This window comes from Phreatobacter sp. (assembly GCF_051860605.1).
GTDB lineage: Bacteria > Pseudomonadota > Alphaproteobacteria > Rhizobiales > Phreatobacteraceae > Phreatobacter.
In genome coordinates this window covers 218063-240128 of sequence record NZ_JBHYDR010000003.1, presented here as the reverse complement: position 1 = coordinate 240128, position 22066 = coordinate 218063, and the positions used below count along the sequence as shown (strand labels likewise).

18 protein-coding genes and 1 pseudogene are annotated in these 22066 nt (G+C 68.1%); 16 read left to right on the top strand and 3 right to left on the bottom strand.

Annotated features, from left to right (window positions below; translation table 11 throughout):
- The first annotated feature begins 55 nt into the window (after positions 1-55).
- From mdh to lpdA, 7 genes and pseudogenes are all read left to right on the top strand, one after another.
- Entirely contained in the window at positions 56-1021 is a 966-nt protein-coding gene (mdh, locus tag ACTIFS_RS06650; RefSeq protein WP_439573272.1) for a malate dehydrogenase, read from the top strand.
- A gap of 160 nt (positions 1022-1181) precedes the next feature.
- Positions 1182-2369: pseudogene (gene sucC / locus ACTIFS_RS06645) on the top strand (ADP-forming succinate--CoA ligase subunit beta); the annotation flags it as partial.
- 764 nt (positions 2370-3133) lie between these two features.
- The gene (sucD, locus tag ACTIFS_RS06640; RefSeq protein ID WP_439573271.1) at positions 3134-4021 is read left to right on the top strand and encodes a succinate--CoA ligase subunit alpha; all 888 of its coding nucleotides are present in this window, start codon (positions 3134-3136) and stop codon (positions 4019-4021) included.
- 126 nt (positions 4022-4147) lie between these two features.
- Positions 4148-7108 carry a 2-oxoglutarate dehydrogenase E1 component gene (locus tag ACTIFS_RS06635; protein ID WP_439573270.1) on the top strand — a complete coding sequence of 987 codons (2961 nt, stop codon included), beginning with the start codon at positions 4148-4150 and terminating at the stop codon, positions 7106-7108.
- A gap of 54 nt (positions 7109-7162) precedes the next feature.
- Positions 7163-8401, top strand: a complete 1239-nt coding sequence (odhB, locus tag ACTIFS_RS06630) for a 2-oxoglutarate dehydrogenase complex dihydrolipoyllysine-residue succinyltransferase (RefSeq protein WP_439573269.1) — start codon at positions 7163-7165, stop codon at positions 8399-8401.
- 64 nt (positions 8402-8465) lie between these two features.
- Positions 8466-9212, top strand: a complete 747-nt coding sequence (locus ACTIFS_RS06625) for an SDR family oxidoreductase (protein ID WP_439573268.1) — start codon at positions 8466-8468, stop codon at positions 9210-9212.
- A gap of 31 nt (positions 9213-9243) precedes the next feature.
- A complete protein-coding gene (gene lpdA / locus ACTIFS_RS06620) occupies positions 9244-10641 on the top strand; it encodes a dihydrolipoyl dehydrogenase (RefSeq protein WP_439573267.1) in 1398 nt (465 codons plus the stop codon).
- Between the two features lie 98 nt (positions 10642-10739).
- Here the strand turns inward: lpdA and ACTIFS_RS06615 are convergent, their stop codons facing one another.
- Positions 10740-11006 (bottom strand): hypothetical protein, encoded by a 267-nt coding sequence (locus ACTIFS_RS06615; RefSeq protein ID WP_439573266.1) that lies wholly within the window; start codon positions 11004-11006, stop codon positions 10740-10742.
- 263 nt (positions 11007-11269) lie between these two features.
- Here ACTIFS_RS06615 and ACTIFS_RS06610 point away from each other — a divergent pair, with 263 nt between their 5' ends.
- From ACTIFS_RS06610 to ACTIFS_RS06595, 4 genes are all read left to right on the top strand, one after another.
- Positions 11270-11542, top strand: a complete 273-nt coding sequence (locus tag ACTIFS_RS06610) for a hypothetical protein (RefSeq protein ID WP_439573265.1) — start codon at positions 11270-11272, stop codon at positions 11540-11542.
- Between the two features lie 250 nt (positions 11543-11792).
- Positions 11793-12065 carry a hypothetical protein gene (locus ACTIFS_RS06605; RefSeq protein ID WP_439573264.1) on the top strand — a complete coding sequence of 91 codons (273 nt, stop codon included), beginning with the start codon at positions 11793-11795 and terminating at the stop codon, positions 12063-12065.
- A 136-nt stretch (positions 12066-12201) separates the two neighbouring features.
- Entirely contained in the window at positions 12202-13599 is a 1398-nt protein-coding gene (locus ACTIFS_RS06600; RefSeq protein ID WP_439573263.1) for an FAD-binding oxidoreductase, read from the top strand.
- A complete protein-coding gene (locus tag ACTIFS_RS06595; protein ID WP_439573262.1) occupies positions 13596-14279 on the top strand; it encodes a hypothetical protein in 684 nt (227 codons plus the stop codon). Before ACTIFS_RS06600 ends, ACTIFS_RS06595 begins: the two co-directional genes overlap by 4 nt.
- A 13-nt stretch (positions 14280-14292) precedes the next feature.
- Here the strand turns inward: ACTIFS_RS06595 and ACTIFS_RS06590 are convergent, their stop codons facing one another.
- Entirely contained in the window at positions 14293-14715 is a 423-nt protein-coding gene (locus tag ACTIFS_RS06590; protein ID WP_439573261.1) for a DUF2000 family protein, read from the bottom strand.
- Positions 14716-14830: 115 nt separating this feature from the next.
- On the opposite strand from ACTIFS_RS06590, the gene ACTIFS_RS06585 reads away from it, so the two are divergent.
- Positions 14831-15637 (top strand): AraC family transcriptional regulator, encoded by an 807-nt coding sequence (locus ACTIFS_RS06585; protein WP_439573260.1) that lies wholly within the window; start codon positions 14831-14833, stop codon positions 15635-15637.
- Between the two features lie 33 nt (positions 15638-15670).
- On the opposite strand, the gene ACTIFS_RS06580 is transcribed toward ACTIFS_RS06585, so the two are convergent.
- Positions 15671-15976 (bottom strand): hypothetical protein, encoded by a 306-nt coding sequence (locus ACTIFS_RS06580; RefSeq protein WP_439573259.1) that lies wholly within the window; start codon positions 15974-15976, stop codon positions 15671-15673.
- Positions 15977-16285: 309 nt separating this feature from the next.
- Between ACTIFS_RS06580 and ACTIFS_RS06575 the strand changes: the two genes are divergently transcribed.
- From ACTIFS_RS06575 to ACTIFS_RS06560, 4 genes are read left to right on the top strand one after another with little or no spacing between them, the layout of a single operon-like run.
- Entirely contained in the window at positions 16286-17287 is a 1002-nt protein-coding gene (locus tag ACTIFS_RS06575; RefSeq protein ID WP_439573258.1) for a TRAP transporter substrate-binding protein, read from the top strand.
- A complete protein-coding gene (locus tag ACTIFS_RS06570; protein ID WP_439573257.1) occupies positions 17287-19329 on the top strand; it encodes a sensor histidine kinase in 2043 nt (680 codons plus the stop codon). The genes ACTIFS_RS06575 and ACTIFS_RS06570 overlap by 1 nt, the downstream gene beginning before the upstream one ends.
- Positions 19326-21095 (top strand): ATP-binding response regulator, encoded by a 1770-nt coding sequence (locus ACTIFS_RS06565; RefSeq protein ID WP_439573256.1) that lies wholly within the window; start codon positions 19326-19328, stop codon positions 21093-21095. Before ACTIFS_RS06570 ends, ACTIFS_RS06565 begins: the two co-directional genes overlap by 4 nt.
- Positions 21092-21814, top strand: a complete 723-nt coding sequence (locus tag ACTIFS_RS06560) for a response regulator (RefSeq protein ID WP_439573255.1) — start codon at positions 21092-21094, stop codon at positions 21812-21814. Before ACTIFS_RS06565 ends, ACTIFS_RS06560 begins: the two co-directional genes overlap by 4 nt.
- Positions 21815-22066 lie beyond the last annotated feature (252 nt).

Below are 22066 nucleotides of genomic sequence, written 5' to 3'. Positions count from 1 at the left end.
GGGCTCGCGCGGGGGTTCCCGCAAAACCAACCTGCAATTCGCGAAAGACCCGTCCATGGCGCGTAAGAAACTGGCGATGATCGGCTCCGGCCAGATCGGTGGAACCCTGGCCCTGCTCGCCGGCCTGAAGGAACTCGGCGACATCGTCATGTTCGATATCGCCGAGGGTGTCGCCAAGGGCAAGGCGCTGGACATCGCCCAGTCCTCCGCGGTCGAGGGCTTCGACGCGGCGCTCTCCGGCACCGGATCCTACGAGGCCATCGAGGGCGCCGATGTCTGCATCGTCACCGCCGGCGTGCCGCGCAAGCCCGGCATGAGCCGCGACGACCTCCTCGGCATCAACCTGAAGGTAATGGAACAGGTCGGCGCCGGCATCCGCAAATATGCGCCGAACGCCTTCGTGGTCTGCATCACCAACCCGCTCGACGCGATGGTCTGGGCCCTTCAGAAGTTCTCGGGCCTGCCGCCGGAGAAGGTGGTCGGCATGGCCGGCGTTCTCGACTCCTCGCGCTTCGAGCTGTTCCTGGCCGAAGCCACCGGCGTCTCCATCGAGGACATCCACGCCTGGACGCTCGGCGGCCACGGCGACGACATGGTGCCGATGGTCCGCCATTCCACGGTCGGCGGCCTGCCGCTGCCGCAGCTCGTCAAGTCCGGCTGGATCAGCCAGGACAAGCTCGACGCCATCGTCGAGCGCACCCGCAAGGGTGGCGGCGAGATCGTCGGCCTGCTGGGCACGGGCTCGGCCTTCTACGCGCCCGCGGCCTCGGCGATCGCCATGGCCGAGAGCTACCTGAAGGACAAGAAGCGCGTCATGCCGACGGCCGCCTACCTGACCGGCCAGTATGGCGTGAAGGACATGTATGTCGGCGTTCCGGTGCTGATCGGCGCCGCCGGCGTCGAGAAGATCGTCGAGTTCGAGCTCGACAAGGCCGAGCAGGAGATGTTCGCCAAGTCCGTCGCTTCGGTGAAGGGCCTCGTGGACGCCTGCAAGACCATCGCGCCGGACCTGGCGAAGTGAGGGGTGCGGCCTCCGGGCCGCTCCCGTGGCATGGACAAGACAGCGTTCCCGTGTGGCTGGCGTTGCGTGACGCGTGACACCCAGGCGGCAGCCCCGGCAGGCGCCCGGAACGCCTCCTCGCAGACCGGGCAGGCGACGACCACCGAACTGAGGGCATGAGATGAACATCCACGAATACCAGGCGAAGGCCCTGCTCAAGGAGTTCGGTGCGCCGGTCTCCAGCGGCATCGCCATCTTCAAGCCGTCGGAAGCGCGCGAGGCGGCGAAGAAACTGGGCGGCCCGCTCTGGGTGGTGAAGTCGCAGATCCACGCCGGCGGCCGCGGCAAGGGCTCCTTCAAGGAGAAGTCGGCCGGCGAGAAGGGCGGCGTCAGGCTGGCGCGCTCGGTGGAGGAGGTGGAAGCCTTCGCAAAGCAGATGCTCGGCGCGACGCTGGTGACGATCCAGACCGGCCCGGCGGGCAAGCAGGTCAACCGCCTCTACATCGAGGACGGCTCGGACATCGCGAAGGAATTCTACCTCTCCATGCTGGTCGACCGCGAGACCGGCCGCGTGGCCTTCGTCGTGTCGACGGAGGGCGGCATGGACATCGAGGCAGTGGCCCATGACAGCCCGGAGAAGATCAAGACCTTCTCCGTCGATCCGGCCACCGGCTTCATGCCGCATCACGGCCGCACCATCGCCAGGACGCTCGGCCTGACCGGCGACCTCGCGCGCCAGGCCGAAGCGGTCGCCGGCGTCCTCTACAAGGCCTTCGTCGCCAAGGACATGGCGATGCTCGAGATCAACCCGCTGATCGTCACCAAGGACAGCAAGCTGAAGGTGCTCGACGCCAAGGTCTCCTTCGATTCCAACGCGCTCTATCGCCACCCCGACGTCATGGCGCTGCGCGACCTGACCGAGGAGGACGAGAAGGAGATCGAGGCCTCCAAGTTCGACCTCGCCTATATCGCGCTCGACGGCACGATCGGCTGCATGGTCAACGGCGCGGGCCTCGCCATGGCGACCCTCGACATCATCAAGCTCTACGGAGAGGAGCCGGCGAACTTCCTCGATGTCGGCGGCGGCGCCTCCGAGGAAAAGGTCACGGCGGCCTTCAAGATCATCACCGCCGACCCGAACGTGAAGGGCATTCTGGTCAACATCTTCGGCGGCATCATGAAGTGCGACGTCATCGCGCGCGGCGTGATCGCGGCCGTGCGCACCGTTGGGCTCGAGGTGCCGCTGGTGGTGCGCCTTGAAGGCACCAATGTGGAAGAGGGCAAGGAGATCATCCGCTCTTCCGGTCTCAACGTGATTCCGGCCGACGATCTGGACGATGCCGCCCAGAAAATCGTCGCTGCCGTGAAGAACGGCGGAAAAGGCGGCCCTGCGCCGTCAAAACCGTCGAAGAACCCGGCGAAAATGCCGGCTGCCACGTCAAAAGAGAGGAACACAATGGCAAAGGCAGCATCCAAGGCTACGGGTACCAAGTCTGCGTCCAAGTCCACCTCCAAGGCGCCGGCCAAGGCCCCGAAAGCTGCTGCCCCCAAGGCTGCCGCTCCCAAGGCCGCCGCTGCCAAGGCCTCCGCTGCCAAGGCCTCCGCTGCCAAGGCACCGGCTCCGGCCAAGGCACCGGCTCCGGCCAAGGCACCGAAGGCTGCCGCTGCGAAGGCTGCTGCGGCTCCGGCGAAGTCGGCCAAGGCTCCGGCTGCGAAGTCCCCTGCGAAGGCCGCTGCTGCGAAGGCCGCCGCTCCGGCAAAGGCTGCCAAGGCCGCTGCTCCGGCAAAGGCTGCCGCTCCCGCGAAAGCCGCCAAGGCCCCTGCCAAGGCTGCTCCGGCCAAGGCTGCTGCGGCCAAGGCTCCCGCGAAGGCTGCCGCCGCTCCTGCGAAAGCTGCCAAGGCTGCGGCTCCGGCCAAGGCTGCCGCCGCCACCAAGACGTCCAAGGCCGCCGCCAAGCCGGCCAAGGGCAAGAAGTGACACGGGCGCGTCGCGTCGGCCCTGCAAGGTCTGACGCGACGCTCTCCGGGGCGCCGGGCCGGAGGGTCATCCTCCGCGCGCGGATGCCCTGCAGGAGCGGGCCGGGCCCGATTGAGTTCAGCGCGCGGCTTGCCGGCCCCGCAGAGGAGCAGTGAATGTCCATCCTGATCAGCAAGAAGACCAAGGTCATCACCCAGGGCTTCACGGGCAAGAACGGCACGTTCCATTCGGAGCAGGCCATCGCCTATGGCACCAAGGTCGTCGGTGGCGTGGCACCGGGCAAGGGTGGCCAGACCCACCTGAACCTGCCGGTCTTCGAGACGGTCGCCGAGGCGCGCGATGCGACCGGCGCCGATGCCTCCGTCATCTATGTGCCGCCGCCGGGCGCGGCGGATGCCATCTGCGAGGCGATCGACGCGCAGATTCCGCTGATCGTCTGCATCACCGAGGGCATTCCGGTTCAGGACATGATCCGCGTGAAGCGCTCGCTGGAGGGCTCGAAATCGCGCCTGATCGGGCCGAACTGCCCCGGTGTCGTCACAGCCGGCGAGAGCAAGATCGGCATCATGCCGGCCAACATCTTCCGCAAGGGCTCTGTCGGCATCGTGTCGCGCTCGGGCACGCTGACCTATGAGGCGGTGTTCCAGACCACCAGCGAGGGCCTCGGCCAGACCACGGCTGTCGGCATCGGCGGCGATCCGGTGAAGGGCACCGAGTTCATCGACATGCTGGAAATGTTCCTGGCCGATCCGAAGACCGAATCCATCGTCATGATCGGCGAGATCGGCGGCTCGGCCGAGGAGGACGCCGCCCAGTTCATCCGCGACGAGGCGAAGCGTGGCCGCAAGAAGCCGATGGTCGGCTTCATCGCCGGCCGCACGGCCCCTCCCGGCCGCCGCATGGGCCATGCCGGTGCCATCATCTCGGGCGGCAAGGGCGGTGCCGAGGACAAGATCGCGGCCATGGAAGCGGCCGGAATTCGTGTCTCGCCGTCCCCCGCCCGCCTCGGCAAGACCCTGGTCGAGGTGCTGAAGAAGCGCTGAGTTTGCCTTGAAATCGGCCCCGTCGCGGCCGATTTCCACCGCGAGAAGGCGCTCTTGAAAGGCGCCCGAAAACAGCGCCGACCCGAGGGGCCGCGCCGCGCGGACCCGACGATGCAGGAACCGATCATGGCACGCCAAGACGAGACCATCGCGCTCACCTCTTTCCTCTACGGCGGCAATGCGGCCTATATCGAGGACCTCTATGCGCGTTACGAGGAGAACCCGGCCTCGGTGGACGCCGAGTGGCAGGCCTTCTTCAGGTCCCTCGGCGACGACAAGGCGGATGTCGCGCGCAATGCCTCCGGGCCCTCCTGGGCGCGGGCGAACTGGCCGATCGCCGCCAATGGCGAACTGATCTCCGCGTTCGACGGCAACTGGGCTGCGGTCGAGAAGGTGATCGGCGACAAGCTGAAGGCCAAGGCGGCCACCGCCGCGGCCGGAGCCGAGATCACCTCAGAGCAGGTGCTTCAGGCCACCCGCGATTCCGTGCGCGCGCTGATGCTGATCCGCGCCTACCGGATGCGTGGCCACCTTCACGCCAATCTCGATCCGCTCGGCCTCGACCCGGCCAAGACCCATGAGGAGCTCGATCCGCGCTCCTATGGCTTCACCGACGCCGATTTCGACCGCAAGATCTTCATCGACCACGTTCTGGGGCTGGAGTTCGCCACCATTCGCGAGATGGTCGGCATCCTCGAGCGCACCTATTGCCAGACGCTCGGCGTGGAGTTCATGCACATCTCCGATCCGGCCCAGAAGAGCTGGATCCAGGAGCGGATCGAGGGGCCCGACAAGGAGATCACCTTCACCAAGGCGGGCAAGCGCGCCATCCTCCAGAAGCTGGTGGAGGCCGAGGGCTTCGAGAAGTTCCTCGATGTCCGCTACACCGGCACCAAGCGCTTCGGCCTCGATGGCGGCGAGAGCATGATCCCGGCGCTCGAGCAGATCATCAAGCGCGGCGGCAATCTGGGCGTGAAGGAGATCGTGATGGGCATGGCTCATCGCGGCCGCCTCAACACCCTCACCCAGGTCATGGGCAAGCCCCACCGCGCGCTGTTCCACGAGTTCAAGGGCGGCTCCTTCGCCCCCGACGAGGTGGAGGGCTCGGGCGACGTGAAATATCACCTCGGTGCCTCCTCGGACCGGGAGTTCGACGGCAACCGGGTCCACCTGTCGCTGACGCCCAATCCTTCGCACCTCGAGATCGTCAACCCGGTGGTGCTGGGCAAGGTGCGCGCCAAGCAGGACCAGCATGGCTGCACGCCGGAGGACCGCACGGCCGTGCTGCCGCTGCTCATCCACGGCGACGCCGCCTTTGCCGGCCAGGGCGTGGTCGCCGAATGTTTCGGCCTGTCGGGCCTGAAGGGTCACCGCACCGGCGGCTCGATCCACTTCATCATCAACAACCAGATCGGCTTCACCACCTATCCGCGCTATTCGCGCTCCTCGCCCTATCCGTCCGACGTGGCGAAGATGGTCGAGGCGCCGATCTTCCACGTGAACGGCGACGATCCCGAAGCGGTGGTCTTCGCGGCCAAGGTTGCGACCGAGTTCCGCCAGAAGTTCCAGAAGCCGGTGGTCATCGACATGTGGTGCTACCGCCGCTTCGGGCACAACGAGGGCGACGAGCCGGCCTTCACCCAGCCGCTCATGTACAAGAAGATCCGCTCGCTCCCGACGACGCTCGACACCTATTCCAGGAAGCTGGTGGCCGATGGCGTCGTCACCGAGGCCGAGATCGACAAGATGAAGGCGGACTGGCGCCAGCGCCTCGACGCCGAGATGGAGGCCGGGCAGTCCTACAAGCCCAACAAGGCCGACTGGCTCGACGGCAAGTGGGCAGGCCTGACGGCCGGCCTGTCGTCGGATGACGATCCGCGCCGCGGCGCATCTGGTGTCGATCGCGAGGTGCTGAAGCGTATCGGCCAGGCGATCACCACGGTGCCCAAGGGCTTCGCTGCGCACCGCACGATCCAGCGCTTCATGGACAACCGCATGAAGATGATCGAGACCGGCGAGGGCATCGACTGGGCGACGGCCGAGGCGCTGGCCTATGGCACGCTGGTCGACGAGGGGCTGCGCGTGCGCCTGTCGGGCCAGGATTGCGAGCGCGGCACCTTCTCGCAGCGCCATTCGGTGCTGATCGACCAGGAGACCGAGGCCCGCTACACCCCGCTCAACAACATCCGCGAGGGGCAGGGCAAGTACGAGGTCATCAACTCGATGCTCTCGGAGGAAGCCGTGCTCGGCTACGAATACGGCTATTCGCTCTCCGAGCCCAATGCTCTCGTCATGTGGGAAGGCCAGTTCGGCGACTTCGCCAACGGCGCGCAGGTGGTCTTCGACCAGTTCATTTCGTCGGGCGAGCGCAAGTGGCTCAGACTCTCCGGGCTCGTCTGCCTGCTGCCGCACGGCTACGAGGGGCAGGGGCCCGAGCATTCCTCCGCCCGTCTGGAGCGCTTCCTGCAGATGTGCGCCGAGGACAACATGCAGGTGGCCAACTGCTCGACCCCGGCCAACTATTTCCACATCCTGCGCCGCCAGCTGAAGCGCGAGATCCGCAAGCCGCTGATCCTGATGACGCCGAAGTCGCTGCTGCGCCACAAGCGCTGCGTCTCGCGGCTCGACGAACTGGAGGCCGGCACCTCGTTCCACCGTGTGCTGTGGGACGATGCGCAGATCCTGCCGAACCAGGAAACCAAGCTGGTCGACGACAAGAAGATCCGGCGGGTCGTCCTGTGCACCGGCAAGGTCTATTACGATCTCTACGAGGACCGCATCCGGCGCGGCATCGACGACGTCTACCTGATGCGCGTCGAGCAGCTCTATCCGTTCCCGCTCAAGGCGCTGGCTCACGAGCTGTCGCGCTTCAAGAATGCCGACATCGTCTGGTGCCAGGAGGAACCCAAGAACATGGGCTCCTGGACCTTCGTGGAGCCCTATCTGGAATGGGTGCTCGGCACGGCAGGCGTCAAGGTGAAGCGTCCCCGCTATGTCGGCCGCCCGGCCTCGGCTGCCACCGCAACCGGCCTGGCATCGAAGCACAATGCCCAGCTCCAGGCCTTCCTCGACGAGGCCTTCGCCTGATCCGGCCCGGCCGGCCGGCCGGGCAGACCGCTTCCATCAAGGACGAGAGTTCAGATGCCCACCGAAATCCGCGTTCCGACGCTCGGCGAATCCGTCACCGAGGCGACCGTCGCCAAGTGGTTCAAGAAGCCCGGCGAGGCTGTCAGGCAGGATGAGCCGCTGGTCGAGCTGGAAACCGACAAGGTGACGCTGGAAGTGCCGGCGCCGTCGTCGGGCACGCTTGCCGAGATCGTCGCGGAGACCGGCGCCACCGTCGGCGTCTCCGCGCTCCTCGGCCAGATCACGGAAGGCGCCGCTGCGGCGGCGGCTCCTGCGAAGGCCGAGGCCAAGCCTGCCGCCCCCGCAAAATCCGAGCCGGCCAAGCCTGCGCCCGCCAAGCCGGAACCTGCCAAGGCCGCATCGGCCGATCACGGGCCGGCGGTCGGCCGCATCGCCGCGGAGAGCGGCGTCAGTCCGGCGAATGTGCCGGGCACCGGCAAGGATGGCCGCGTCACCAAGGGCGACATGCTGGCGGCGATTGCCACTGGCGCTGCGGCTGCGCCCGCGCCGGCCACGGCCGCCGCAGCCCGTCCGGCCGCCCCGGCCGAGGATGCCGCGCGCGAGGAGCGCGTGAAGATGACGCGCCTGCGCCAGACCATCGCCCGGCGCCTGAAGGATGCCCAGAACACCGCCGCCATGCTGACCACCTTCAACGAGGTGGACATGGGCGCGGTCATGACGCTCAGGAACCAGTACAAGGACCTGTTCGAGAAGAAGCACGGCGTGAAGCTCGGCTTCATGGGCTTCTTCGTGAAGGCCTGCGTGCAGGCGCTGAAGGAAATCCCGGCGGTCAATGCCGAGATCGACGGCGCCGACATCGTCTACAAGAACTTCTGCCACGTCGGCGTGGCGGTCGGCACCGACAAGGGCCTGGTCGTGCCGGTGGTGCGCGACGCCGACCGCATGGGCATCGCCGAGGTCGAGAAGACCATCGCCGATTTCGGCCGCCGGGCCCGCGACGGCAAGCTGACCATCGATGAGATGCAGGGCGGCACCTTCACCATCTCGAACGGCGGCGTCTATGGTTCGCTGATGTCGACGCCGATCCTCAACGCGCCGCAATCCGGCATCCTCGGCATGCACAAGATCCAGGACCGCCCGATGGTGGTCGGCGGCAAGATCGAGATCCGGCCGATGATGTATCTGGCGCTCTCCTACGATCACCGGATCGTCGACGGCAAGGAGGCGGTGACCTTCCTCGTGCGCGTCAAGGAAAGCCTGGAGGATCCGGCGCGGCTGGTCATGGACCTGTGACGCCCTGCTGTCCGGCCGGTGATCGGCGGGGCGGCGCCTGAGGAGCTTGCCCGGAGGAGCCACTATGCCCATGGGAGTCGTGATCGTCACTGGTGCCTCGCGCGGGATCGGCCGCGCCTGTGCCCTGAGGGCGGCCGCCGCCGGCTACCAGGTGGTGGTCAACTATGCCTCCAACGTGGAGGCCGCGACCGAGGTCGTCTCCACCATCATCGCGGCCGGGGGGCGGGCGGTTGCCTGCCGGGGTGACGTGTCGGTCGAGGCCGATATCGAGCACATCTTCGCCGCCGCCGACCGCATGGGCACGCTGGCCGGCCTCGTCAACAATGCCGGCATCGTCTCGCGCTCGGGCCGGGTCGAGGACTATACGATCGAGCGGCTGCAGCGGCTCTTCGCCATCAACGTGACGGGGGCCATCCTGTGCGCCCGCGAGGCGGTGCGGCGCATGTCCACCAGGCGCGGCGGCAAGGGCGGTGCGATCGTCAACGTCTCCTCGATCGCGTCCGTGCTCGGCAGCCCGAACGAATATGTGGACTACGCCGCCTCCAAGGGTGCCATCGACAGCTTCACCGTGGGCCTTTCCAAAGAGGTCGCGCTGGAGGGCATTCGCGTCAATGCGGTGCGCCCCGGCATGATCACCACCGACATCCACGAGGCGAGCGGCGATCCCGGCCGGGTCGAGCGCATCCGCCCGACCATCCCCATGCAGCGCATCGGCGAGCCCGACGAGGTCGCGGGCGCGGTGCTGTGGCTCCTGTCGGCGGAAGCCTCCTACTGCACGGGCTCCCTCCTCACCATTTCCGGCGGGCGCTGAGCGCCGCCACGCCAGACCTTCGGAGACATTGATGTCCTACGATCTCGTCGTCATCGGCACCGGCCCCGGTGGCTATGTCTGCGCCATCCGCGCCGCCCAGCTGGGCCTCAAGGTGGCGGTCGTGGAGAAGCGCAAGACCCACGGCGGCACCTGCCTCAACATCGGCTGCATCCCGTCCAAGGCGCTGCTCCACGCCTCGGAACTGTTCGACGAGGCCGGCCACGGCTTCAAGGCCTTCGGCATCGACATTCCGGAGCCGAAGCTGAACCTGAAGCAGATGATGGTCCACAAGCAGGAGACGGTGGACGCGAACGTCAACGGCGTCGCCTTCCTGATGAAGAAGCACAAGATCGACCAGCATTTCGGCCTCGGCACCATCACCGCGCTGGGCAAGGTCTCGGTTGCGGCGGAAGACGGCAAGTCGAGCGAACTGGAGGCGAAGGCCATCGTGATCGCCACCGGCTCGGAGGTTGCGCCGCTGCCGGGCGTTGCCATCGACGAGAAGCAGATCGTCTCCTCCACCGGCGCGCTGGAACTCGCCAAGGTGCCGGGCAAGCTGGTCGTCATCGGCGCCGGCGTCATCGGCCTCGAACTCGGCTCGGTCTGGCGCCGCCTCGGCTCGGACGTCCATGTCATCGAATATCTCGACCGCATCCTGCCCGGCACGGATGCCGAGGTGGCCAAGCAGTTCCAGCGCATGCTGGGCAAGCAGGGCATGACCTTCCAGCTTGCCTCGAAGGTCACCGGCGCGAAGACCTCCAAGAAGGGCGTCACGCTTACCGTGGAGCCCGCCGCGGGCGGCGAGGCGGCGACCGTGGAGGCGGACGTGGTGCTGGTCGCCATCGGCCGCCGCCCCTACACCGAGGGCCTCGGCCTGGAGGCGGTCGGTGTCGCCATGGAGCGCGGTCGCGTCGTCATCGACCACCATTTCGCGACCAGCGTCCCCGGCATCTACGCCATCGGCGATGTCGTGCGCGGTCCCATGCTGGCTCACAAGGCCGAGGACGAGGGCATCGCGGTGGCCGAGATCATCGCCGGCAAGCCTGGCCATGTGAACTATGATTGCATTCCGGGCGTGATCTACACGTTCCCGGAGGTGGCGACCGTCGGCAAGTCCGAGGAGGACCTGAAGGCCGCCGGCATCGCCTATAATGTCGGCAAGTTCCCCTTCACTGCCAATGGCCGCGCCCGCGCCAACCGCACGACAGAAGGCTTCGTGAAGGTTCTGGCCGATGCCGTCACCGACCGGGTGCTGGGCGTTCACATCGTTGGTGCCGGCGCCGGCGAGATGATCCACGAGGCCGTGGTGCTGATGGAGTTCGGCGGATCGGCCGAGGACCTGGCCCGGTCCACCCACGCCCATCCGACCATGTCGGAGGCGGTGAAGGAGGCGGCGCTCGCCGTCGACAAGCGGGCGATCCACATGTGAGTGGCGCCGGCCCGGCCGCGCAGCTCGCGCCCAAAAAGCCAAGAACCCCGGCCGCGAGGGCCGGGGTTCCAGGCTTCCGATCGGGACGGAGGGACCGATCAGTGGCAGACGCGGACGCGGCGCAGGGCCGGGCCGTAGGGGGTGTCGATCCAGCGGCGGGTCATGAAGCAGTCACCGTAGCCGTAGCCGTAGTGGCCGCGGGCATAGGCGCCATGGGCGGCAACGGCGCCGAGCGTGGTGCCGATCACCGCGCCGGCAACGAAACCGCGCCACGGAAACGGAGCAGCTTCGGCCTTCGGGGCCGCGACGACGGCGAGCGACAGGGCGGCAACGGTGGCGAGAGCCAGGGTCTTCATGCGGGTCATGTGAAGTCTCCTCGAGAGGCGGGTTGGTGGGGCGTCTGCCCCGTTCGAGGATGTGTCGCGGCGAGGCGCCATCCGGTTCGATCCGTTTCGAAGATTTTCTCCCCCAGCCGGTTCCTCGCGCGCGCGAATCCTTGACCCGTCGCGGCGCTCGGGCGGGCTGGCCGGGACGGCGTGCCTCCGGGCGTGCTGAACCTTTGCCGCGGCTCGGGCCACTCATGGGCATCCCCGCATCCGATGGATGCACGAGCCCAAGGAGTTCTGACATGTCCCATTCCCGTCGATTTGCCGTTGCCGGCGCCCTCGCTCTCGCGCTTGCCGCCGGGTTCTCCGGTCTCGCCGAGGCCCGCAGTGGTGGCGGCGGTGGTGGTGGCGGCGGAGGCGCCGGTGGCGCCCTCGACAATTTCGTTGCCGCCCCCACCCACCCCGGCCGCGGCCGTGGCGGCACCTCGGCCGGCGCCCGCGAGGGTGTCACAGAGTGCTGGTTCGACGCGCGCGTCCGCCGCGAGGTCTGCGAGCGGGTGTCCTTCTACCGCTGATCGCGCCCGCATTTTCGCAACCCGCAAAAGGGGCGGCAGGGAAACCTGCCGCCCCTTTTCGTTTCCCGCGCGTCTCCCGGCGCATGGGGCCGGCCTGACAGGGGAATCAAAGGAGCCGCCGAAAAAACGGACAAAAGGAAGAAAGCCAAAAAAATGGCGGACGAAATGAACCAAAGGCATTCAGTGCGCGACAGAAGCGTGTCCAGGGGCGGCCGAGGCTACCCCCAATCATCCAGAGGAGAATGCCATCATGTCGAAGCTCATCAGCCTGAAGTCCCTCGCTCTCGCCGCGACCCTCGCGATCGGCCTGTCCGCTGCCATGACCGGCCTTGCCGAAGCCCGTGGCGGCGGCGGCGGTGGTGGCGGCGGCGACCATATGCTGACCATCGTGACGCCCGACCTCCCGAACCTGCCGGTGCCCGTCCGCAACGTGGTGCCGCAGAACCCCGCCACCACCAGCATGCTCTGCGCCAGCGAGCGTCCGACCCTGCGCCGCGAGTGCGAGCGCCGCCTGCGCTACTGATCGCATCGGTCCCGGCTCCCTCGAGGCCAAGCCAGGGGCGGCGGAGCAATCCGCCGCCCTTTTGCCGTCCGGGCCGCGGGGCTATGGTGCCGGCCCTACCGGCCCACGGCCGGATGCCAGCAGGACCTGCCCGCCCATGCCCGCCTTCCAGCGCCCGACCGAAGCCACGCTGTCCACCGCCATCCGCGCCCTCCAGGCCCGTTTCGGCAATCGCACCGTGACATCGGAGGCAGTCAGGCGGCAGCACGCCCACACCCTGACCTGGATCCCGAACGAGCCGCCGGACGTCGTCGTCTTCGCCGAGACCGTGGACGACTGCGTGGACGTCATGCGCATTGCCGCCACCCATGGCGTGCCGGTCATTCCCTTCGGCACGGGCTCCTCGCTGGAGGGCCATGTCAATGCACCCTTCGGCGGCATCTCCGTCGACACCTCGTCGATGAAGGCGATCATCGCGGTGCATGCCGAGGATCTCGACGTCGTGGTCGAACCCGGCGTCACCCGCAAACAGCTGAACGAGCACCTGCGCGACATGGGCCTGTTCTTCCCCATCGACCCCGGTGCCGATGCCTCGATCGGAGGCATGGCCGCGACGCGGGCGTCCGGCACCAATGCGGTGCGCTACGGCACGATGCGCGACAATGTCGTGGCGCTGCAGGTGGTGCTGCCCTCGGGCGAGGTCATCGAGACCGGGCGGCGGGCGCGCAAGTCCTCGGCCGGCTACGATCTCACCCGCCTGTTCGTCGGCTCGGAGGGGACGCTCGGCATCATCACCCGGATCACCCTGCGCCTGCACGGTATCCCTGAGGCCATTTCGGCCGCCACCTGCTCCTTCCCCACGGTACGGGCGGCGGCCGATGCCACCATCCTCGCCATCCAGACCGGCATTCCCCTGGCCCGCATCGAATTGCTCGACGAGGTGCAGGTCCGCGCGGTCAATGCCTATTCGAAGCTGACCCTGCCCGAGAGCCCGCTTCTGCTGGTCGAGTTCCACGGCACGGAGGCCGGCGTCGCCGAGCAGGTCGAACGGTTCCGGGCGATCTCGGACGATTGCGGCGGCGGCGACTTCCAGTGGGCCGCCAGGGCCGAGGACCGAACGCGCCTCTGGCAGGCCCGCCATGACGCCTACTGGGCGGCCATGGCGCTGAAGCCCGGTGCGAAGGGCCAGTCATCGGACGTCTGCGTGCCGCTGTCGCGCCTGGCCGACTGCATCGACGAGACCAAGCGCGACATCGAGGCGACGGGCCTTGTCGCACCGATTGTCGGCCATGTCGGCGACGGCAATTTCCACGTCCTGCCGCTGATGGACGAGACCGATCCGGAGGATGTCGCCCGGTGCAAGGCGTTCATGGGGCGCATCGTCGAACGCGCGCTCGCCATGGGCGGCACCTGCACGGGCGAGCACGGCATCGGCCAGGGCAAGATGGCCTATATGCGCGCCGAACACGGTGACGCCGCCCTCGCGCTGATGGCGGGGCTGAAGCAGGCTGTGGACCCGCAAGGCATCATGAATCCGGGCAAGGTGATCGGATGACCGGAAACCTGCAATTGCCTGCGGCCAATTGTCCGGTTGCCAACAGCCGGCGGGTAGCTACGTCGTGGATGATGTTCCGCATGTGCGTTGCCACGCTTGTCCTTGTCCTCGGCCTGACGACCCTTCCGGCGGGGGCGGCGGACGGCGATGTTTCGGAAGGCCTGAGACGCTGCACGGCCATCAGCGCGGATGCCGATCGGCTGGCCTGTTTCGATGCCCTGGCGCGCGGCCAGTCAGGGAACGCGCAGGCGGGCGGACAGGGCCCCGCCGCTGTCGGCCGCTGGCAGATCGAGGCGGGACCGGGAGGTTCGCTCAAGGCGACGCAGCGGCCCGTCGAGCCCTGGGACGACGAGCAGAGCCTCATCCTGCAGGTGACCTGCGACGATGACCGGGCCGGTCTGTCGGTGACCCGCGAGATTCCCATCGCCAACAGCTTCACCTCCTTCGTGACCGTGCGGGTCGGCAACCGGCTGGTGCCGGGCGACCTCTGGACCGTGTCGCGCGACTACCGGACGGCGAACTTCTCGGGCGACGTTCAGGATTTTTTGCGCGCGCTGCCGGCCACCGGCCAGATTGCCATCCGCATGGAGGGGTCCCGCCGCTGGCGCTTCGAGGGCACCTTCGAACTGGAAGGCATCGCCGATATCCGCAGCCGGGTCGCGGCCTCCTGCCGGCGCTGACCGGATCACCCGCTCACGGGTGCAGCCGCAGGCCCTTCAGGGCCTTGTCCACATCCTTCCGGTCGCCGAACAGGCCGAGGCCAACGAGGTCGAGGCCGTCGGTCCCGACCGCCGCGACGGCGGCCCGGTTGGCAAGATCGTGGCCCGTGGCAAACATCTCCTGCGTGTAGATGGCCGGCAGCAGTCCGCGGTCCCGGGCCCGTCGCTGGGCCGCGGCAAGCTCGTCCCGGCCGGCGACGAAGACGAGGATCGGCTGGCGAACCAGGCGCCGATAGACCCGGTCGGAGGCATCACGATAGGGCTCGCCGACAAGGTCAGGCTCGGTTCCCGCAAGCCCCCCGGCCAGGAACGCCGTGACATTGAGCTTCTGCCAGATGGCGAGATCGTCTCGCACGGCGATGGCAAACTTGGTATCGAAACGCATGTCGGTCGGCACGGCACGCCTCGCAGATGATGGCCATCGTGGTCTTGACGCAGGCCTCGAAGCGGGGCCTGACGCCATCCTTGGGTCCTTTGCGGGGGTGGGTCTTGAACGATCGTGCGGCCCGCCGGTGAACGGCATTCGCACGGCGCCGTTCTGCGCCGGCATCGAGCGGATCGAGGCCTGCTTCACAGGCCATGCCTATGACCCGCACCGGCACGACACCTATGCCATCGGCGTCACGCTGTCCGGCGTGCAGAGCTTCACCTATCGCGGATCGGGCCGGGACAGCCTTGCCGGGCAGGCTATCGTCCTGCATCCCGACGAGGTCCATGACGGCCGCTGCGGCGGCGGGCCGGCCTTTGCCTATCGCATGGCCTATGTGGAGCCGCGGCTGATCGGGGCAGCGCTCGCCGGCCTCGGCGGCGGGCCCGGCCTGCCATTCATCGCCAGCCCGGTCACCTCCGACGCGCGCGTGGTATCGGCCGCAGCGCGCATGCTGGCCGCGATCGACCGCGAGCCTGAGCCGCTGGAGGCCGACCAGATCGTCCTCGCGCTTGCGAGGAGCCTCGCGGCGGTCGCCGACGATGCCCTTCATCCGGCCTGCCCGAAGGTGGACGGCCCGGCCATCGACCGGGTGCGCGACTATCTCGAGGCCGGCAGGCAGCGCGTCGTCACATCCTGCCAACTGGAGGCTGTCGGCGGCATGGATCGGTGGCAACTGGCAAGGCAGTTCAGGCTACGCTTCGGCACCAGCCCCTATCGCTACCTGACCATGCGCCGGCTCGATGCGGCGCGCGCGGCCATCATCGGCGGGGCGGGGCTGGCAGAGGCCGCCCACGCCGCGGGCTTTGCCGACCAGAGCCATATGACACGGCAGTTCCGCAGCGCCTTCGGCCTGTCGCCGGGGCGCTGGCGCAGCCTGCTCTTGCGGTAGCGGGGCCCCGTGGCCGTCGCAGCAGCAATACCGTCAGAACTCGCAGCCGAAAGGCTCAAGCCCCCGCCGCATCTGGGCGCCCTGGGTGCGGCAGATCTGCTCGAGTTGCGCGCGGTTGTCAGGATTTTCCGCCAGCGCCCGCCAGCTTGTCCTGAGCTGGGCCACCTGCTGCGAGAAGGTGACGCGATGGGTCGCCGGCACCTTGGTGGTCACGCAGGCCTCGTACCGGGAGATGAACCGGTCGCATTCCGGGATGCCGATCTGATCCAGTGCCGCCGCGGCCACGGGAGCAAGAACCACCATCCCCGCCATGATCGCGAGGGCAAGGCGGGATTTCATGCGGCATACTCCTGCGCAAACGCCGTCTCAAGACCCGGAATCCCAGCCTCTGGACAGCTTCCGGCCATCGCGGACCATCGGCGGGACGCGTTTCGGGTTCATGTCATCTGTGTCGGAATTGTTTCGTGAAGCACCGGAAGCTGAAACAGAGCGACCTGCCGTGACACGGAATTGAAACGCGGGCCCGGCCTTCGGCTTTTGGACCGGGCCGTTTCAGGGCCGATGGCGTAGCGTAGGCGATTGATCCTGTGGCATGATCGTCGCCGCTGCCGGCCCGCGCGCAAGACGCGCCGGCGGAAGGGGACCAGGATGTCGACATCGCGCCTTATCGGTCGCGCCGGACGGCTCGCCGCAGCCGTGCTTGCCGGGATTCTCCTCATCGTCGCGGCCGGCCAGTCATCCGCCCGCGAGTTCCGCGTCGCCGACGCCCAGCCCGGCGACTATCCCACCGTCAAGGCGCTGGAGGTGATGGACCGGATCATCCGGGAGCGGTCGGGCGGCCGTCACAGCCTGCGCATCTTCCACTCCCGCCAACTCGGCGAGGAGAAGGAGACCATTGAACAGACGCGCATCGGCGCCATCGACATCAACCGCACCAATGTGGCGCCCCTGTCGAGTTTCATCCCCGAGGCCAACATCCTCTCGCTGCCATTCCTGTTCCGGTCGGTGGATCACCTTCATCGGGTGCTCGACGGACCGATCGGCGAGGACATTCTCGGCCGCTTCGACCAGTACGGCCTTGTCGGCCTCGCCTTCTACGATTCCGGCGCCCGGTCGATCTACAACGGCGCGCGCCCCATCCGGTCGCTGGAAGACCTGCGCGGTCTGCGCATCCGCGTGCAGCAGTCCGACATGATGGTCGAGATGATCCGCGCGCTCGGCGCAGAGCCTGTGGCCATGCCCTATGGCCAGGTGCAGATCGGGCTGACCACAGGCCTCATTCATGGCGCCGAGAACAACTGGCCCTCCTACGTCACGACCGACCATTACCGGGCGGCACGCTACATCACGCTGACCGAGCACACGATGAGCCCGGAAGTGCTGATCATGTCGAAACGCGCCTGGGATGCGCTGAGCGTCGAGGATCGCGCACTGTTCCGGGAGGCGGCGCGCGAGTCGGCGCGGGCCATGCGCGAGCAATGGGTGCGGCTCGAGGTCGAGTCCCAGCGGCGCGCGGAGGCGGCCGGCGTCGTCATCACCCGGCTGGTCGATCGCACGCCGTTCGAGCGGGCGGTCAGCGGGCTGGCCGCGCGGTTCGCCTCCGATCCGCCGCTCGCAGCCCTCGTCGAGCGCATCCGCCGGTCCGACTGATGGATGCAGCCACGGCCAGAAGGGTGGTGGTGCGCCCGGCGTTGAGGACCATGCGGGGGCGGCTGGATGCCGCCTCGCACCTGCTGCGCCGCATCCCGGTGCGCTGGCGCATCGCCACCGTGGTGATCCTGAACCTTGCCTTCATCACCCTCCTGATGCTGCTTATCGGCACCGGCGCCACGGCCATCCGTGCAGCCTGGGGCGATCTTCAGGAGGCCCGCCGGATCGACCGCATCCTCGCCTCCATCGAGAACGATGCCGGCCGGCTGCAGACCCTCATCCACCGCTATTTCGCCCTGCCCAACGATGTCGTCCTCAACGAGATCGAACAGCGCCGCCGTGCCCTGCTCGGCAAGCTGGCGGTCGAGCGGGACATCGACTTTGCCCTGGAAAATCCCGCCCGTTCCGTCACCAGCGTCACCGAGCGCTTCATGCTCGGCTTCGACGAGCTGCGCAGCGTGCGCGAGACCATCTCGTCCATCTATGAGAACGAGATCCGCCGGCCGGCGAGCGAACTGTCCCAGCTCTATTCGGTCGTCGAGACCGCCATGGCCGAGCGCTCGGCACTCGTCGGGCCCTCGCTCGGCAAGTCGCGCGAGGCCTTCTCGATCTTCCTCGTCGCCATCAACGACTATTACCTCACCCAGTCGGTACAGGCCCAGCGCGAGGCCGCCCGCTCCATCGCGGTGATCCAGGCGACCGCGCCTGTGATGGTCGATCTCGCCGAGACCGAGTTCCAGCGCGCCGCCCTGCAGGCGCTCACCGACCGGACCACCGCGCTGCGCGCCGGCTTCGGCCGCATGGTCCAGGTGCTCGGCATGCAGAACCGCCTCCTGCAGGTGGAGATCGACGGCAATCAGGCGGTGATGGCCACCGTCATCCAGGAAGTGGCCGAGCGGGCGCGGGCGCGCGAGGACCAGGCCCAGCAGAAGCTGGACCAGACGCTGCGCATCGTCTTCGTCCAGGCCGTCGGCATCGCGGGCATCTTCCTCGCCTTCGTCGCGGTGATCTGGACGGTGATCGCCCGCTCCATCCGGGTGCCGCTGGACGAATTGTCCACCAGCATGGGGGCCATCGCCGCCGACAGGCTCGATACGCCGCCGCCCGGCCTTGATGCCACCGACGATATCGGCCGCATGGCCCGCTCGGTCGAGGTGTTCCGCCAGAACGCCATTGCCAAGCGCATGGCCGAGCAGGACCTCGTCGCCGCCAAGGACCGGGCGGAGACGGCACTGGCCCATCTGCGGGAGACCCAGCAGAGCCTTGTCGAGGCCGAGAAGCTGGCCGCCCTCGGCGGGCTCGTCGCCGGCGTCGCCCACGAGGTCAACAATCCCATCGGCATCAGCCTGACGGTGGCGTCCACCCTGTCGCGGCGCATCGACAGCTTCGCGCGGGACGTGGAGAGCGGCGAGCTGAAGCGCTCGAAACTCACCGATTTCGTGCAGGGCAGCCGCGAGGCCGCCAGCCAGCTGTCGCTCAATCTCCAGCGGGCCGGCGAGATGATCCAGGCCTTCAAGCAGGTCGCCGTGGACCGCAGCCATGCCGACCGTCGCTCCTTCGACCTTGCCGAGGCCACCGACCAGATCATCGCCAGCCTCAGGCCGACCCTCAGGCGCGTCCCGGTCACGCTGAATGTCGATGTGCCGCCGGGCATCATGCTGGACAGCTATCCCGGCCCCTACGGCCAGGTGGTCACCAATCTGTTCATCAACGCCCTGACCCATGCCTTCCCCGACGGGCGTGCCGGCACGCTGTCCATTCTTGCGCGCGCGGAGGGTTCGCAGGTCGAGCTCTGCGTCCGCGACGACGGTATCGGCATGAGCGCCGACGTCAAGCGCCAGGCCTTCGACCCGTTCTTCACAACGCGCCGCGGGGCAGGGGGCACGGGCCTCGGCCTCAACATCGTCGCCAATATCGTCACGCACCGCCTCGGCGGTCGCATCTATCTCGATACCGAGCCGGGCCAGGGCAGCACCTTTCGTATCGTCCTGCCGCTGACCGCCCCGCATGAGCCCGCCGAGCGCGGCGAGGTGCCCGCATGACCGATCCGGACAAGCCGATGCACGATCAGGACGACGACGTCATCCGCGTGGTGGAAGACGGGCCACCGGCGCCCGATCATGACGGGCCCGGCTGGAAGGTGGCGATCATCGACGACGATCCGGCCATCCATTCCGGCACGCGCTATTCCCTGTCGGACTACGAGCTCAACGGCGCGCGGCTGGAACTGTTCTCCGCCATGTCGGCGGCCGAGGGGCGCCAGCTGCTCGCCGAACACCCCGACATGGCGGTGATCCTGCTCGATGTGGTGATGGAGAGCGACGGGGCCGGGCTCGATCTCGTCCAGCACATCCGCAACGAGCTGAAGAACGATACGGTGCGCATCATCCTGCGCACCGGCCAGCCGGGCCAGGCCCCCGAGCGGCAGGTGATCGTCGACTACGACATCAACGATTACAAGGCGAAGACGGAGCTGACCTCCGACAAGCTGTTCACCGCGCTCACCGCCGCCATCCGCAGCTATCAGCAGCTCATGCGCCTGGTGGAGACGCGCCGCGGCCTCGAGCTCATCGTTGACGCCGCTTCCGAACTGTTCGACCTCAAGTCGATGCGCAAGCTGGCCGCCGGCGTGCTGACCCAGATCGGCTCGCTGGTCAGGGCGCGCTGCGAGGGCATCCTGGTCCTGCGCGAGGACCGGAGCGATGGCTATTCGATTCTCGCAGGCTCCGGCATCTATGCGCGCTCGGCGGACAAGGGCGGCGACAGGCTCGACCCGGCCATGGCGGCGCTGGTCAAACTGGCCTTCGAGCGCCGCCGCCACGCCTTCGAGGGTGCCGAGACCGCGCTCTATATCGAGACGGCCAGCGGCCGCGAGGTGGTGGTCGCGCTCCGTTCGGACCGCCCGCTGACCGAGACCGATCGCACGCTGGTCGCGGTGTTCTGCGGGCGCCTGTCCACCGCCTTCGACAATGTCATCCTCTACGAACAGCTGCAGGCCGCCAACGAGACGCTCGAGCAGCGCGTCACCGAGCGGACCCGCCAGCTGACCATCGCCAACGAACGGCTGACCGCCCAGTGGGCGCGCCTGAAGCGCACCAACGACCACAAGGCCGAGGTGCTCGGCACGGTTGCCCATGACCTGAAGAACCCGCTCGGGGTCATTCTCGGCCGCTCGGAGATGATGGGCGAACTTCTGGTCCAGAAGCCGCCGCTGATCGAGCGCGCCCTCGGCCAGATCGAGCAGGTTCGTGCCTCCGTCGCGCGCATGACCGCGATGGTCGACGGTCTGATCAACGATGCCATGCTGGATGCCGAGGACATCGTCCTGCGCCCGAGCGACGTCGACTGGGCGATTCTGGTGCAGGCGGTGATCGACGGCAATTCGCCTCTGGCCGCCCGCAAGGGCCAGACGCTGATCTATTCGGGGCCCGAAAGCCTGCCCGGCCGCGCCGATCCGGACCGGATGCGCGAGGCGGTCGACAACCTCGTGTCCAACGCCATCAAATATTCGCCGGCCGGCGGCCGCATCCGCGTGATCCTCTCGGCCGATGAGGGCGGCCACAAGGTGGCCGTGACCGATTCGGGGCCCGGCCTGTCGCCCGAGGATCAGGCGCGGCTGTTCGGCCGCTTCCAGCGCCTGTCGGCCCGGCCCACCGGCGGAGAGAGCTCGACCGGGCTCGGCCTGTTCATCTCGCGGCGGATCGTCGAACTGCATGGCGGGCGCATCGCCGCCGAGAGCGAGGGCGCCGGCCGTGGCGCCACCTTCACCATCATCATGCCGCCGGCCGTGCAGGGGGCGCCGTCGTGAGCGGCCAACATCACGTCATGGTGGTGGACGACGAGGCCGCGGCCCGCGACATGGTCGGCGAGTATCTCTCGCTCCACGGTTTCCGCGTGACCCTGTGCGACGGCGGGCCGGCCTTGCGCCGGGCCATGGCGACCGAGCGCGCCGACCTCGTCGTGCTCGACCTCGACATGCCCGGCGAGGACGGCCTGTCGGTGCTGCGCGACATCAAGCGCCGGGCGCCCGTGCCGGTCATCATGCTGACCGCCACCGCAGCGCCCACCGACCGGATCGTCGGCCTGGAGGTCGGCGCCGACGACTATCTCGCCAAGCCCTGCGAACTGCGCGAACTGCTGGCGCGCGTGCGCGCATTGCTGAGGCGCCTGGCGGCGCCGGCCGCGGTGCCAGGTAGCGCCGGGCGGACGGAGACGGTGCGCTTCGGCACCAAGATCCTCGATCTGGCCGCCCACGTGCTGCGCGACGACGAGGGCCGGGAACTGCCGCTGACCGCCTCGGAGTTTTCGCTGCTGAAGGCCTTTGCCGAGAACCCGCGCCGGGTGCTCTCCCGCGACCGGCTGCTCGACCTTGCCGGCGCCCGTGACCCCGACGCCTTCGACCGGGCGATCGACGTGCGTATCACCCGCATCCGCCGCAAGATCGAGCCCGATCCCGACACGCCGGCCTATATCAAGACCGTGCGCGGGGCCGGCTACATGTTCATGCCCGAAGGCGAGACACGCTGACGCCGGACGCCCGTTTGGAAACAAACGGCCCGCCGCGAAACATTCGCAGCCGTACCGCGACACCCCCGCGCAAGCCTTGAAACAAAGGGCGCGGGCGCTGAAATGCAGCACCCCCCGCCCCGGCAACGGAACGAAAGCGGCACTCCCTAAGTTCTGTCCAACGCGATGAGACATCGCGGCGAGAGAAAGGCGATGAACCTTTTTCAAGCCCGCGACGACCCATCGAGGAGACGGCCCACAAGGGCCGACAGG